General features: G+C 72.5%; 12 protein-coding genes. 6 read left to right on the top strand and 6 right to left on the bottom strand.

The genetic code is table 11. From position 1 onward, the window contains the following. Nucleotides 1-152: 152 nt before the first annotated feature. Complete coding sequence (locus ACGFYU_RS01330; protein WP_393825168.1) at nucleotides 153-920, bottom strand: DUF4190 domain-containing protein; 768 nt, start codon at nucleotides 918-920, stop codon at nucleotides 153-155. A gap of 168 nt (nucleotides 921-1,088) precedes the next feature. On the opposite strand from ACGFYU_RS01330, the gene ACGFYU_RS01325 reads away from it, so the two are divergent. After that, nucleotides 1,089-1,484, top strand: a complete 396-nt coding sequence (locus ACGFYU_RS01325) for a tyrosinase cofactor (protein WP_393825167.1) — start codon at nucleotides 1,089-1,091, stop codon at nucleotides 1,482-1,484. After that, nucleotides 1,481-2,323: a tyrosinase family protein gene (locus ACGFYU_RS01320; RefSeq protein ID WP_393825166.1), complete on the top strand. Its 843-nt coding sequence runs from the start codon at nucleotides 1,481-1,483 to the stop codon at nucleotides 2,321-2,323. The genes ACGFYU_RS01325 and ACGFYU_RS01320 overlap by 4 nt, the downstream gene beginning before the upstream one ends. An 84-nt stretch (nucleotides 2,324-2,407) precedes the next feature. On the opposite strand, the gene ACGFYU_RS01315 is transcribed toward ACGFYU_RS01320, so the two are convergent. Both ACGFYU_RS01315 and ACGFYU_RS01310 read right to left on the bottom strand, forming a co-directional pair. Then, entirely contained in the window at nucleotides 2,408-3,268 is an 861-nt protein-coding gene (locus tag ACGFYU_RS01315) for a PhzF family phenazine biosynthesis protein (protein ID WP_393825452.1), read from the bottom strand. 5 nt (nucleotides 3,269-3,273) lie between these two features. Then, complete coding sequence (locus ACGFYU_RS01310) at nucleotides 3,274-3,921, bottom strand: CatB-related O-acetyltransferase (RefSeq protein ID WP_393825165.1); 648 nt, start codon at nucleotides 3,919-3,921, stop codon at nucleotides 3,274-3,276. 178 nt (nucleotides 3,922-4,099) lie between these two features. Here ACGFYU_RS01310 and ACGFYU_RS01305 point away from each other — a divergent pair, with 178 nt between their 5' ends. Beyond that, entirely contained in the window at nucleotides 4,100-5,707 is a 1,608-nt protein-coding gene (locus ACGFYU_RS01305) for an alpha/beta hydrolase (protein WP_393825164.1), read from the top strand. A 44-nt stretch (nucleotides 5,708-5,751) separates the two neighbouring features. Here the strand turns inward: ACGFYU_RS01305 and ACGFYU_RS01300 are convergent, their stop codons facing one another. The 3 genes from ACGFYU_RS01300 to ACGFYU_RS01290 all read right to left on the bottom strand — a co-directional run bounded on the left by ACGFYU_RS01300 (nucleotide 5,752) and on the right by ACGFYU_RS01290 (nucleotide 9,341). Further along, a complete protein-coding gene (locus ACGFYU_RS01300; protein WP_393825163.1) occupies nucleotides 5,752-6,552 on the bottom strand; it encodes a hypothetical protein in 801 nt (266 codons plus the stop codon). Nucleotides 6,553-6,740: 188 nt separating this feature from the next. Beyond that, a complete protein-coding gene (locus ACGFYU_RS01295; protein WP_393825162.1) occupies nucleotides 6,741-8,273 on the bottom strand; it encodes an amino acid permease in 1,533 nt (510 codons plus the stop codon). A gap of 87 nt (nucleotides 8,274-8,360) precedes the next feature. Further along, nucleotides 8,361-9,341 (bottom strand): hypothetical protein, encoded by a 981-nt coding sequence (locus ACGFYU_RS01290; protein WP_393825161.1) that lies wholly within the window; start codon nucleotides 9,339-9,341, stop codon nucleotides 8,361-8,363. A gap of 400 nt (nucleotides 9,342-9,741) precedes the next feature. On the opposite strand from ACGFYU_RS01290, the gene ACGFYU_RS01285 reads away from it, so the two are divergent. From ACGFYU_RS01285 to ACGFYU_RS01275, 3 genes are read left to right on the top strand one after another with little or no spacing between them, the layout of a single operon-like run. Then, complete coding sequence (locus ACGFYU_RS01285) at nucleotides 9,742-11,178, top strand: FGGY family carbohydrate kinase (RefSeq protein WP_393825160.1); 1,437 nt, start codon at nucleotides 9,742-9,744, stop codon at nucleotides 11,176-11,178. Beyond that, nucleotides 11,175-12,572, top strand: coding sequence for an FAD-dependent oxidoreductase (locus tag ACGFYU_RS01280; protein WP_393825159.1), 1,398 nt, complete (start codon nucleotides 11,175-11,177; stop codon nucleotides 12,570-12,572). Before ACGFYU_RS01285 ends, ACGFYU_RS01280 begins: the two co-directional genes overlap by 4 nt. After that, nucleotides 12,569-13,759, top strand: a complete 1,191-nt coding sequence (locus ACGFYU_RS01275) for an NAD(P)/FAD-dependent oxidoreductase (RefSeq protein WP_393825158.1) — start codon at nucleotides 12,569-12,571, stop codon at nucleotides 13,757-13,759. The genes ACGFYU_RS01280 and ACGFYU_RS01275 overlap by 4 nt, the downstream gene beginning before the upstream one ends. The last annotated feature ends 19 nt before the right edge of the window (nucleotides 13,760-13,778 follow it).

Raw genomic sequence — 13,778 nt, 5'->3', positions numbered from 1 at the left:
AGGATGGATACCGCAGCAAACATCCCTAAAATGGACAAATCGCCAACTTATGCATATCAGCTGATATTTGAGCATGGCCACATGGTCGGGCGTGCCACCCCCGCCGAGCGGGCGACTGCGTCGGCGGGCGGCGGCGTCCGACCGGTGGCGGCTCAGGAACCGGTGGCGCGGACCGAGCCGGTGCTCGCGCCGCTGCTGTCCCCCAGGAAGCAGGTGACCTCGCGGTCGCCGAGGGCCCAGGTGGCAGCCTGCGGGAAGTAGTAGTAGACCTCCAGCTTCTCGGAGAGCTTGGCCTTGGGGCCCACGTAGTCGGTGAGCTTGGTGCCGCCGCACTTCTCCTCGGCGGCGGAGGTGACCTTCTCGGTGCCCGGGAACGGCCCGTCCTCCAGGTTGAAGACGGCGTACGCCTCCCCCTCGTGGGGCTGTTCGCAGGGCACGATGCGCACGGACATGGAGGCCTGGCCGCCGTCCTCGTCCTGGTACTCCGCCAGATCGCCGCCCGTGTTGAAGCAGTCCCCCGTGCGGATGTCGTTCACCTTGCTGGACCCGGAGTCGGTGACCTTGCCGCCGGTGTCCCGCTTCGGCGCGGGGCCGTCGTCCAGCGCTCCGGAGAGACCGAGGACCAGAAAGATCGCGTAGAACGCGATGGTCGCGCCGTGGATGGCGATGGCCGCGATGGCCAGGCCCTTGCCCTTCTCGCCTCGGCTGCGGATCTGGGAGAGGGCGACGATGCCGAGGATCAGCGGGACGAACGGCAGCGCGCAGACGAGCGACATGACGAAGGCCACGATGGCCAGCGCGTTGGTCTTCTCCGACTGCATCGGGGGCGGATACCAGCCCTGCGGGCCGCCGTACGGCCCGGGCTGCCCCGGCTGTCCGTACGGCCCGGGGGACGACGGCGGCTGCGGTGGTATGGACATGCGGGTGGAGCTCCTTGCTCAGAGGGGAGACGTGGGCGCATGCTATTCGGCCGGTCCCGCGGAAAGTCGCCGGGGCCCGATCCGCGCGCTCGGTGACGCGGCCGGTGCCGATGTGCGTGGCTGGGGCACTGATCTGCTGGTCAGCCCCTTCTGATACCTATTCAAGCCATGAAGAAGATCAACCGCCGGCAGGCCTTGGGCATAACCTCCGGTGCAGCCATCGCACTTGGACTCACCGCCTGCAAGTCCTCGAAGGCCCCCGACCAGGCGGCCGGCGCACCCGCATCGCCCGTTTCCATACCCACCGGCGGCATCGACGAGGTCTACGAGGGCCGCCGCATCCAGATCACCCTCGGCGCCGGTGGCCACCACGGTGTCGGAATGCCCACCATCAAGATCGACGGCAACGAGCTGCACCTCATGCGCAATGCCGACGGCACCTGGGTCACCGTCGTCAACCACTACGAGACGTTCAAGGATCCCATTTCGGCCGCCCGCGCCGCCGTCCGTGACCTCCAGGGCGCCGCCCTCGTCCCGTTCGTAGCGAAGGAGGTCAAGCTGTGACCGTCCGCAAGAACCAGGCCACGCTCACCGCCGACGAGAAGCGCGCCTTCACCAACGCGCTGCTCGAACTCAAGCGCACCGGCGTCTACGACCGGTACGTCAACGCCCACAACTACTTCCTCATGAGCGACTCCGACTCCGGCGACCGGGTCGGCCACCGCTCACCCTCCTTCCTCCCCTGGCACCGCCGCTTCCTGCTCGACTTCGAAGCGCAGTTGCAGAAGGTCGATCCGAAGGTCTCGATCCCCTACTGGGACTGGACCGTCGACCGGACCCCCGCCTCCTCCCTCTGGGCCGCGGACTTCATGGGCGGCACCAGCCGGGCCCGGGACGGGCAGGTGCTCGACGGGCCCTTCGCGCACTCGGCGGGCAAGTGGGCCATCACCGTGGGGGTGGACCAGCGCCAGTACCTGCGGCGCACCCTGGGCGCGGGCGCGCCCGAGCTGCCGACCAAGGCCGAGGTGAACGCCGTCCTCGACATGGCCGACTACGACATGGCCCCCTGGAACAGCGCCTCCAACGGCTTCCGCAACAACCTGGAAGGCTGGCGCGGTACCGGCCTCCACAACCGCGTCCACGTGTGGATCGGCGGCCACATGGCCACCGCGGCGTCTCCCAACGACCCGGTCTTCTGGATGCACCACGCCTTCATCGACATGCTCTGGGCCGAATGGCAGGCCCGACACCCGAAGTCCACCTACCTGCCCGCCGGCCGGACCGCGAACGTGGTCGACCTGCACGCCACCCTGCCGCCGTGGAACAACGTGACCCCGTCCGACCTGCTCGACCACCGCAGGTTCTACACCTTCGACACCGAAGCCACCGGCCGCCCGCGGTAGCGCGGTTCGCCCGGGGGTGCGGTCCGCGCGTACGGTGATCCACGAGATCCCCGCCGCCCCGACCGCACCCACGCCCGGTCTTCGTCAGGGCAGCCGGAGTACGCGCAGGAGTCTGGCGGTGCCGCCCAGGCGGATCAGCGGGCCGGCGGGTCCGGGCCGAGTGGTCGCGGTGATCGTGGCGGGGCTGCCGAGGGAGTCCCCCATGTCCACGGCGATACGGGTGGTGCCCCGCCCCGCCAGGTGGGCGGCGAGGCAGGCGGTGCTGTTGGCGTTGGCGATGTCCTCCGGGACTCCGATCGACGGGGCGAACATGCGGGCGGCGACCCGGCCCGTGGGCTCCGGCACGGAGTGGACGTAGCAGCCGAGGAGCCCGAGCCGATCACAGGCTGTGCGCAGCCGGTCGAAGTCCGGGGCGAGCGCGGCGAGGTCGTGCTTGGTGGCGAGGGGCAGCAGCAGCCGGGGCCGCCCCACCGAGGCGATGGCGGCGCCGGGTGCCGGCGCGTGGGCGGGGACGCCGAGGGCCGCGAGGACGTCCTCGTACTCGGCCCGCGGGGGCTCCCGCAAGGTGACGGGGCCCGGTTCGAAGGCGGCGTCCGCTTCCGTTCCGTCCCACAGGGACCAGCCCCCGAAGACCCGCCCCGAAGCGTGCAGCGTGGTCCGGTACCGCTCGCCCCCGTTCCTCGCGGCGAGGAACGCGAGGGCAGCCACCGTCCCGTGGCCGCAGGCCGGCAGTTCTCCCTCCGAGGTGAAGAAGCGCAAGGAGACGGGGCCGCCCTCGGGCCCGCCGGGCGCAGAGACGAAGACGGCATGCGACGTCCCCGCCAGACCCGGCACACGGCGACGCTGTTCGTCACCGATCGGCGCCTCGTCCAGCACCGCGGTCGGGCTCCCACCGGTACCGTCCCGCAGACAGGCGCCGACGATCGCGACGCGCAGTCCCGGCATACCCGTCAACGGCCGATCCCCGCGATCTTTTCGAGGTCGTCGATGGTGCCGGACATGATGACCCGGATGTGTTCGGTGAGGTGTTCCACGGGCCAGTCCCACCAGGCGAGATCGAGCAGGCGGGCGATGTCTTCGTCGTTGTGACGGGTGCGGATGACCTTGGCGGGGTTGCCGCCGACGATCGCGTAGTCGGGGACGTCGTCGACGACGACGCTCCCGGAGGCGATGATCGCGCCGTGCCCGATCCGTACTCCGGGCATGACCATGGTGTGGTAGCCGAACCAGACGTCGTTGCCGACGACGGTGTCGCCCCTGCCCGGCAGGCCGGTGATCAGGTCGAAGTGCTCGGCCCAGGAGCCGCCCATGATGGGGAAGGGGAAGGTGGAGGGGCCGTCCATGCGGTGGTTGGCGCCGTTCATGATGAACCGCACCCCCGTTCCCAGCGCGCAGAACTTCCCGATGACCAGCTTTTCCGGGCCGTAGTGGTAGAGCACGTTCCGGGTTTCGAACGCGGTCGGATCCTCCGGGTCGTCGTAGTAGGAGTACTCCCCGGCCTCGATCAGCGGTGACGTCACCAGCGGCTTCAGCAGGACCACGCGCGGCTGGTCGGGGAACGGGTGGAGCACCGTCGGGTCCGGGGGCAGGTGGCTCATGGCGGTCGCTTTCTTCAGGGCGTCGGGCCGAGCGTTTCCGGGAGCGTACAACCCTGGTTGTAGCCGGATGCTTCCCCTGGTGGTAGGGAGGAATCAACTCCTGGTGGGCCGTCACGGGCGGTGGCCGGGGGCTACGTTGTCGCCCGCTACACCCCCACCCATGACGGAGGATCGCCGCATGCAGAGCCGATTGGCCGATCGCCCACGCAAGCGAGTGGTGTGGGGGATATCCCTCATCCTGATCGCGGTCACCTCGCTCCTCGGGGCGACGCCCGGGGCCGCCACGGCGACGACCCTCGCCGCCCCGCCCGTTCCGGTCCTGACCTGGGGCCCCTGCGACGAGCCCGGCGACGGGTTCGAGTGCGCGACCGCCCAGGTGCCGCTGGACTACCGCCGGCCCACCGGGGGTACGATCCCGCTCGCGGTCACCCGGCGGCTCGCCGCCGACCGGGCCCACCGCACCGGTGTTCTGGTGCTGCACCCCGGCGGACCCGGGAACTCCGGGGTGAACTTCGCCCGTAACAGCTACGACGCGCTCCCCGCCTCCCTGCGCGACGCCTTCGACGTCGTCGGGTACGACATGCGCGGTGTGGCGCGCAGCGGACAGGTGGAGTGCTGGAACGACAAGGAGTACTCCGCCGCCGTCGATGCCGCGCGTGGCGTGCCGGGCCCGGGGGCCCTGCGCGGCGCCATCCGGCAGGGCCTGGACTTCGCCACCGCCTGTCTGCAACGGTCCGGCGACCTCGTGCCGTTCATCGGCACCGCCTCGAACGCCAAGGACATCGACCTGCTGCGGCAGGCCCTCGGCGAGGAGACGCTCTCCTTCTACGGGCGTTCCTTCGGCAGTTACGTCGGTACGGTCTACGCCGCGCAGTTCCCCCGGCGCGTCCGCGCCATGGTCCTGGACGGTGCCTATGATCCGCGGCGCTACGCCGACGTGCCGTACGCGTACGACGCCGCGCAGTTCGTCGCCCTGGACGGGGCGGTCGGCCGGTTCCTGGACTGGTGCGCGCAGAACGCCACCACGTGCGGGTTCGGTGAAGGGCGGCCGCGGGAGGCCTTCGAACAGCTCAAGCGGGCGCTGGACGCCGACCCGGTCATCACCGCGAGCGGGCGCCCGGCCACCGGCTACACCCTCGCCTACCGCCTGATGTTCAACATCAACGCGGGCAAGGAGATCTGGCCCGAACTGGGACAGGCCCTGCGCGCGGCCCAGGCCCACCAGGGCTCGTTCCTCCTCAACCCGCCCTCACCCGCGTCCTTCGACTTCCTCAACGTCAACACGGCCGTCGAGTGCGCCGACCGCGTCTACCCGACCGGCCCCCTGCTCCTGGGCGCGCGCGTCAGCGCCCACGTCGCCGCCGCTCCGCTGCTGGGACCCCCCATCGGCCTCGGGCCGCCCACCTACGACCACAACCACGCGCCCACGTGCGCCCAGTGGCCCGCGGAGCGCCCGAGCCGCTTCGAGGGCTCCTACCGGGCGGCCGGCTCCGCCCCGATCCTGGTCCTCGGCACGACGGGGGACCCGGACACCCCCTACCAGGACGCCGTTGCCCTCACTCGGACACTGGACAACGGCCGGCTCCTGACCTTCGCCGCCGAGGGACACACCGCGTACAACCGGAGCGCATGCGTCAGCACCCTGGTCACGGCCTACCTCGCCACCCTGGCACTACCCGCACGCGGCACGGTCTGCACGGACGAAACACCCCCGGCCCCGCCCGGCCGCCGCCTCACGGGCATCGAGGCCGACGAGACGCACGACATGATCCCCACCCTCCACTGAGCACCGGCAGTCTTGAGTCCCGCTCAAGGACTGCCGCCGCTTCGTCAGCCGTTGCCGCTCTTCAGGCGGCGGACGAACTCCTCGGACAGGCGGTGTTGCAGGTCCGCGAGTTGCTCGGGGGTGTACGCGCCCAGGTCGAGTTCGCCCGGGGGTGCGGTGCCCTCGGGCTTGGGTGGCTGTTTCTGCTGCTCCCTGCGTTTGAGTTCCTCTTCCTCCGGCGATCCGGGGGCCGCGTACGCGCAGCGGATGAGTGCTCCGTCGGCGGCCTTCAGGCAGGTCGCCTCGCGGCCGCCGATCTGGCCGCGGCCCTCCACCCGGTAGCGGATGTTCTGCGGGCTGCCGACCGTGGCGGTCCAGGTGCTGCCGCCCGTGGGGACGACCTCGAAGACCCTGTCGTCGTTGTAGCAGCAGACATCCCGGTACTCGGCCTTGACCAGTTCGACGAGTGCCTTCGGGGAGGACCACGTCGGGCTGAGCCGGTGGACGGTCATCGGGGCGAGGCCGCCGCCCTGGTGGCGGGTGGGTACGGTCGACACGGCCACGACCGAGCTGGCCTCCCCCTGCGGGGTGAGGGGGGTGCCGTAGGCGCCGGCGCCGGTCTCGTTGCGGTACCGCAGGGTGAACTCCGATTCGTTGCCCTCGTTTGCGCCGTCCTCGGAGGCGTCCCAGCCACTGCGCTCGAACCACCAGTCGGAGAAGCTGCCGACCGCGGCCGTGCCCTCCCGCTGCCGGGACGCGAGGCTCAGCGGGTAGGACGGGCCCGGCACCGAGGCCGTGTCGGTGGTGATCGTGAGCTGTCCGGTCTGCCCGTTGTAGAGCGCGACCCCGGCCGGGCGTTCGGTCACCACAAGGAAGCCGGTCTGGTGCCAGAAATACCGCTGTCCCCCCACCGCAGTGCCCGACCCATCAGCGCCCCCTCCCGCCGTCGGTTACCCCGATTGTCCGCCCGGTGAGGGGAGATGTCAGCGGACCGGAGATTTCGGGGACGGGTGCGCCCGCCCGGCACGCCGGGCGGGCGCACGGCTCGTGGTGCTCAGACGATGCCCTCGGCGATCTCCGCCTGCTCCCGGGCGTTCCCGTAGGCCGACGGGGTCCCGTAGGAGCGCCGGGCGACGGCCCACCACACGCTGGCGAGGACCAGCACCACCGCGAGGGCGATCACCGCGTAGTTCATCGAGTCGATGGTGACCGGGGACTTCTGCGGCAGGCAGAACAGGACCGTGACGACCGCCACCCACACGACGGCGGTCCAGCCGATCGGCTTGCTCCAGCGGCCCAGGCTCCACGGGCCGGGCTCGAACCGGTCGCCGGCGCGCAGCCGCAGGTAGATCGGGATGGCGTAGGCCGGGGTGATGCCGATGACGTTGATGGCGGTCACGGCCCCGTACGCGGTGGCGGAGTAGAGCGACGGCAGCGCGAGCACGGCGGCGACCACGACCGCGAACCAGACCGCCGGGACCGGAGTCTGGGTACGGCCGCTGACCCTGCGCCACAGGGCGGATCCGGGGAGCGCGTTGTCCCGGCTGAAGGCGAAGACCATCCGGCTCGCGGCGGCCACCTCGGCGTTGCCGCAGAAGAGCTGCGCGACGATGACGACGAGGAGCAGGGCGGTGGCGCCGCCGGAGCCCAGGGCGTCGAGGAAGATCTGGGCGGGCGGGACGTTGGTGGCGCTGCCCTGGACGGCCGCGTAGTCCTGGATGGCGAAGGTGAGGCCCGCGAGGAGGGCGAATCCGGCGATCCAGGAGACCCAGATGGCCCGGACGATGCCCTTGGCGGCGGAGACGGAGGCGTTGGAGGTCTCCTCCGAGAGGTGCGCGGAGGCGTCGTACCCGGAGAAGGTGTACTGGGCGAGCAGCAGGCCGATCGCCGCCACGTAGTACGGGTTGGCCCAGCCGGTGTCGTTGACGAACTCGGTGAAGACGAACGAGGGCGACTGGTGCCGGTCGGGGACGAACGCCAGGGCGCCGACGATCACGGCGACACCGCCCAGGTGCCACCAGACGCTGACGGAGTTGAGCACGCTGACGAGGCGGACGCCGAAGAGGTTGAGCCCGGCGTGCAGCAGCAGGATGCCCAGGAAGATCAGGAACGTCGATCCGGAGGTGGGTTCGTAGCCGAACCGGAGGTTGAGGAAGGCGCCGGTGAACATCGCGGCGCCGTAGTCGATCCCGGCGATGGCGCCGAGCAGGCCGAGCAGGTTCAGCCAGCCCGTGTACCAGCCCCAGCGGCGTCCGCCGAGCCGGTCGGCCATGTAGTAGAGCGCACCGGAGGTGGGATAGGCGCTGGTCACCTCGGCCAGGGCGAGACCGACGCAGAGCACGAAGAGGCCGACGCCGACCCAGCCCCACAGCATCACGGCCGGGCCACCGGTGATCAGGCCGAAGCCGTACAGGGTCATGCACCCGGAGAGCACGGATATGACCGAGAAGCTGATGGCGAAGTTGCCGAAGCCGCCCATCCGGCGGGCGAGGACGGGCTGGTAGCCGAGTTCTCTGAGCCGTTCCTCCTCGTCCTGTGGGCGTTTGGCGTTGCGGCCTTGGTCGGCTGCCCATGCGGTTCGGGACATGGCGGTACCTCCGGGTGGATGGTGGATCACGGGGACGGTGGAGCGGGGGGACGGTGGAACGGGGGGCGGCCGCGTGAGGCGGGAGGGTCAGTCCCGGGCCGCCAGGCTGCGGGACCTGGCCTGCCGGAACACCTCCTCGGCCAGTGCCTGGTCGTCCGGGGCGCGGGTCCGGTGGGCCCACGGCAACGGGGTCCAGTACGGGCCGATCGCGTCGAAGACCCGGGCGGCGTCGTCGAACCGGAGGGCTCCCCACAGGGCATGGGCGAGATGGTTCAGGTCGAGCGGGGAGGCGTGCCGCGGATCGGCGCGGCGGAACCAGGAGTCCAGGGCGCGGCCGGCGTCGCGGATGGCGTCCTCGGCGACCCAGTGCAGGTCGAGGGCCCGCTCCTGGCCGCGTTCACGGCGGTAGCGTTCGACCCGTACGTAGAGCGGCAGGAGGTGGGTGGCGGAGCCCAGCGGGGCGGAACCGGCGGCCCAGTGCGCGAAGTTGGCGGCCTCGGAGAGCGGTCCGGGCGTGCCCGCGTACACGAACTGGAGCATCCGGTGGTACGCCTCGCGGTTGTGCGGGTCCCGTTTGTCCGCTTCGGCGAGGATGCCCCAGGGTCCGGGTGGCAGCATCAGGCCCGGCGGCGGAAGCCGGTGCTCGTCCATCTGCCGGTGTTCGTCGAGGCGGGCGAGGGCGAGCAGGCAGACCCAGGGGACGGGGTCGGCGGGGCTGGCGCCGGCGGTGTCCCGGCAGGCCTCCCAGGCCTCTTGCCACAGCTCGCCGGTGCGGGGGTGTCCGGCTCGGTGGGCGCGGACGGCCCGTTCGACGGTGACGCGGGTGTGCATCACGGTCGCGGCGACGCTGTGCGGTTCCTCGGCCCGCCATGCCTGGACCACGTCGGATCCGGCGGCGACGGCGGCGAGGACCTGGGTGCGCTGGGTCCACAGCCCCCAGGTGTCCGTTCGTTCGAGCAGCCGGGCCATCGACAGCCAGCGGCCGGTGCGCAGGTCCTGGACGGCGACGCGGAGCCCGTCGTCGTGGCCGGCGGGATGGTAGACGGGCCGGAAGTCGTTGCCCGCCATCACCTCGTCCCGGTCGACAAGTGCCCGGGACGGGCGCGTCTTGTGGTGGTGGTCGTGGTCATGAGTCCTCGGATCGCGTGGAGGGTGGGTCCATCCGGGCTCCGACTGCCGCACTGCAGCCGTGCCGTACCGGGGATGCGCGAGCCGCGTGTGAATCAGGCTCCGGATCCCCGCCGTTGACCCACGGTCGGCGTCCTTCCCGTTGATCGGCGATCACTATAGGGCGAGTGAGGGCTTTCACATCCGGATTCCCGTTCGAACGCAAGTAACCAGCCACACACGAGATATGACTTTGCGTCAGTGTCACAGGGGCGGACCACAGAGGATCTTGACGCGCGTCGCCCGCTGGTGGAGGCTTCCGACGACGATCAAGCACGCAGACACCAGGGACGGAGTGGTGATGACGGGCCCGGTGCTCGCTGTCGACCAAGGCACCTCGGGAACCAAGGCCCTCGTCGTCTGTCCGGTACGCGGGGTCATCGGCACCGGTTCCGCGCGCGTACGGCCCCGCCACCTGCCGGACGGCCGGGTGGAGGTCGACCCGTACGAGCTGCTGAACTCGGTCGTCGACGCCGGACGGGCGGCGCTCGCGGCGGCCGGTGAGCCGGTCGCCGCCGTGGGTCTGGCCAACCAGGGCGAGACCGTCCTCGCCTGGGACCCGGCGAGCGGCGAGCCGCTGACCGACGCGATCGTCTGGCAGGACCGGCGCGCGGAACCGCTCTGTGCCGAACTGGCCCCGCACGCAGCGTCGTTGCTGGAGGCGACCGGTCTGCCGCTCGACCCCTATTTCGCCGCACCCAAGATGGCCTGGATACGCCGCCACCTGACGCGGGACGGCGTCGTCACGACCAGCGACGTGTGGCTGGTGCACCGCCTCACCGGCGCGTTCGTGACCGACGCGGCGACGGCGGGCCGCACCCAGCTGCTGGATCTCGACACCGTCGGCTGGTCGCAGGCGGCACTCGACGCCTTCGGCCTCACCGGCGAGCGGCTCCCGGAGATCGTCAGCGCGGACACCCGGGTCGGCACCACCTCCGCCTTCGGGCCCGAACTGCCGCTGACCGGACTGCTCGTCGACCAGCAGGCGGCACTGCTCGCCCAGCGCGTCACCGAGCCCGGCACCGCCAAGTGCACTTACGGCACGGGCGCGTTCCTGCTCGCGCAGACCGGTCCGCTCCCCCGCCGCAGCGCCTCCGGGCTGGCCGGCTGCGTGGCCTGGCGGCTCGCCGGGGAGACCAGCTACTGCCTGGACGGGCAGGTGTACACGGCGGCCTCCGCCGTGCGCTGGCTGACCGATCTCGGCGTGATCTCCGGCGCCGAGGACATCGACTCCGTGGGCGGGAGCGTCCAGGACGCCGGCGGCGTCACCTTCGTCCCCGCGCTCGCCGGGCTCGCCGCGCCGTGGTGGCGGGGCGATCTGCGGGGCTCGGTCACCGGTCTCGGCCTCGCCACCACGGCCGGGCACCTGGTGCGCGCACTGTGCGACGGCATCGCCGCCCAGGTGGCGGAGCTCGCGGACGCCGTCGCCGCCGATCTGGGCACCCCGCTCACCACCCTGCGCGTCGACGGCGGCCTGACCCGGTCCGCACTGCTCATGCAGGCCCAGGCCGACCTGCTCCGCATCCCCGTCGAGGTGTCGGCCCTGCCGGACGCCACCGCGCTCGGCGTCGGCGCGGTCGCCCGGCTCGGGCTCGATCCCGCGCTCACCGTCCGGGAGGCCGTCCCGCGGTGGAAGCCGTCCGCCGTCTACGAGCCCAGGGCCGACGCCGGGCAGGCCGCGGAGCGTCGCGCCCGGTTCCGGACGGCCGTGTCGGCCCTGCTCGACGGCAAGGCATGACCGTCACCACCGGCGGCGCCCTGCCCGGCGGAACGTACGACGTGACGGTCGTCGGCGCGGGGGTGGTGGGCTCGGCGATCGCCCGCGAACTGGCCCGGCTCCCCCTGCGGATCGCCCTGGTCGACGCCTCCGACGACGTCGGCGACGGCACCTCCAAGGCCAACACCGCCATCCTGCACACCGGTTTCGACGCCGTGCCCGGTTCCCTGGAGTCCCGGCTCGTCCGGGAGGGGCAGCGCCGCCTCGCCGCGTACGCCGCCGACAGCGGCATCCCGGTGGAACCGCTCGGGGCGCTCCTGGTCGCCTGGGACGAGCAGCAGCGTGCCGCGCTGCCGGGCCTCGCCGACAAGGCCGTGCGCAACGACCACCGCTCGGCCCGGATCATTTCGGCCGAGGAGGTGCGGGCCCGTGAACCGGCTCTCGGACCCGGGGTGCTGGGGGCGCTCGACGTGCCGGGCGAGTCGATCATCTGCCCCTGGACGACCACGCTGGCGTACGCGACGCAGGCCGTGCGCGCCGGCACCGACCTCCACCTCAACTGCCGTGTGGAGTCGGTCGCTTCGGGCGATCCGCACGTCCTGGCGACCAGCCGGGGACCGCTGCGCACCCGCCACCTGGTCAACGCGGCGGGCCTGTACGCCGACGAGATCGACCGGCTCCTCGGCCACGCGGACTTCACCGTGACGCCCCGGCGCGGCCAGCTGATCGTCTTCGACGAACTCGCCCGCGGCCTGGTGCGGCACATCCTGCTGCCGGTGCCGGGCGCGCTCGGGAAGGGGGTGCTGGTGTCGCCGACGGTGTACGGAAACGTGATGCTCGGGCCGACCGCCGAGGACCTGGACGACAAGACGGCCACCGGATCGACCGCCGAAGGGCTCGCGCTGCTGCGGGAGAAGGGCCGGCGGATCCTGCCGGCGCTCCTGGAGGAGGAGGTGACCGCCGTGTACGCGGGGCTGCGGGCCGCCACCGGCTCCGAGGACTACGCGATCAGGGCGCACCCCGCGCAGCGGTACGTCACGGTGGGCGGGATCCGTTCGACGGGCCTCACCGCCTCGATGGCGATCGCCGCCCATGTGGTGGAACTGCTCGCCGACGGAGGTCTGCCGCTCACGGGCGCACGGGAGTTGGAGCCGGTGCGGATGCCGAACCTGGGCGAGGCGTTCCCCCGGCCGTACCGCGACGCGGAGCTGATCGCGGCGGACCCGGAGTACGGCAGGATCGTCTGCCACTGCGAGCGGGTGACCCGCGGGGAGATCCGCGACGCGCTCGCCGGGACCGTCCCGCCCGGTTCGCCGGCCGGCCTGCGGCGGCGCACGCGCGCGGGGGCCGGCCGCTGCCAGGGCTTCCACTGCGGTGCCGCCGTCCGCGCTCTGTTCGAGGAGGCCCGCCGGTGAACCGCACGGTCGACGTCCTGGTCGTCGGCGCCGGACCCGCCGGTCTGGCCCTGGCCGCCCGCGTCGCGGCCGCGGGCGCGGGGCGGATCGAAGTCCTGGAACGGGAGCAGGACGCGGGAGGCGTGCCGCGCCACTGCCACCACGGCGGCTTCGGCCGGCCGCCGCGCCCCTGGCTGCGGGGACCGGTCTCCGCACGGCGGGCGGTGCAGGCTGCGGTCGACGCGGGGGCCTCGATCCGTACCGGAGTGACCGCGACCGGCTGGTCGGGCCCGCTGTCCCTGGAGACCACGAGCCCGGCGGGCCTGGAACGGATCACGGCCCGGGCCGTCGTCCTCGCCACGGGTGCCCGCGAACGCCCCCGCAGCGCCCGGCTCGTGCCCGGCTCCCGTCCGGCGGGCGTACTGACCACCGGGGAGCTGCAGCAGTCGGTCCATCTCCACGGCCAACCCGTCGGACGGCGGGCCGTGGTGGTGGGCGCCGAGCCGGTGGCCCGTCACGCCGTACGCACGCTGCGCCGGGCGGGCGCGGAGGTGGTGGCGATGGTCACCGAGCACCCGCGCGGCACCGCCCTGCCGGGAGTCCCGCTGCTCACCGCCACCACGGTGGCCGAACTGCGGGGCCGGGGCCGCCTGTCGGGCGTCGCCGTGCGCCACGAGGACGGCCGGTCGGGTGTTCTCGCCTGCGACACGGTGGTCTTCACCGGTGACTGGATCCCCGACCACGAACTGGCCCGCCGCGGCGGCATCATCCTGGACCCGGGCACCCGCGGCCCTTCCGTCGACGGGTCCTTCCGTACGTCGGCGCCGGGTGTCTTCGCGATCGGCAACGCCCTGCACGGTGCCGAACGCGCCGCCACCGCGGCCGCGGAGGGCGCCGCCGCCTCGGACCCGCTGCTGGCCCACCTGGCGGGTGCCCCGTGGCCGGATCCCGGCCCCCCGCTGGTCGTACGGGCCCCGCTGGTGTGGGTGACGCCGAACCGGATCACGGCCGTGGCGCGACGGCCGCTGCTGCTGCGCTCCGGGGAGCCGCTGAACGGCCCGGTGGTGACGGTGGGTCAGGACGGGCTGCTGCTGTGGCGCCGGCGGTTCCCGGGGCCGGTGTCGCCGTCGCGGTCGCTGCGGCTGCCTCCGGGGTGGACGGCCCGGGTCGACCGGGCGGGCGGCCCGGTGACGGTGGGCCTCGGCTGAAGGACGCACCCGCGGCCGC

Origin of the sequence: Streptomyces sp. NPDC048337, from assembly GCF_043201175.1 — a bacterium.
GTDB lineage: Bacteria > Actinomycetota > Actinomycetes > Streptomycetales > Streptomycetaceae > Streptomyces.
The sequence above is the reverse complement of the archived record's forward strand: the minus strand, read 5'-3'. Positions and strand labels throughout refer to the sequence as shown.

Bases quoted from the DNA above. Each gene is read 5' to 3' on its own strand.
- ACGFYU_RS01305 (WP_393825164.1), top strand. From the start codon at position 4,100: ATGCAGAGCCGATTGGCCGATCGCCCACGCAAGCGAGTGGTGTGGGGG.
- ACGFYU_RS01330 (WP_393825168.1), bottom strand. From the start codon at position 920: ATGTCCATACCACCGCAGCCGCCGTCGTCCCCCGGGCCGTACGGACAG.
- ACGFYU_RS01310 (WP_393825165.1), bottom strand. From the start codon at position 3,921: ATGAGCCACCTGCCCCCGGACCCGACGGTGCTCCACCCGTTCCCCGAC.
- ACGFYU_RS01325 (WP_393825167.1), top strand. From the start codon at position 1,089: ATGAAGAAGATCAACCGCCGGCAGGCCTTGGGCATAACCTCCGGTGCA.
- ACGFYU_RS01280 (WP_393825159.1), top strand. From the start codon at position 11,175: ATGACCGTCACCACCGGCGGCGCCCTGCCCGGCGGAACGTACGACGTG.
- ACGFYU_RS01315 (WP_393825452.1), bottom strand. From the start codon at position 3,268: ATGCCGGGACTGCGCGTCGCGATCGTCGGCGCCTGTCTGCGGGACGGT.
- ACGFYU_RS01290 (WP_393825161.1), bottom strand. From the start codon at position 9,341: ATGGCGGGCAACGACTTCCGGCCCGTCTACCATCCCGCCGGCCACGAC.
- ACGFYU_RS01295 (WP_393825162.1), bottom strand. From the start codon at position 8,273: ATGTCCCGAACCGCATGGGCAGCCGACCAAGGCCGCAACGCCAAACGC.
- ACGFYU_RS01285 (WP_393825160.1), top strand. From the start codon at position 9,742: ATGACGGGCCCGGTGCTCGCTGTCGACCAAGGCACCTCGGGAACCAAG.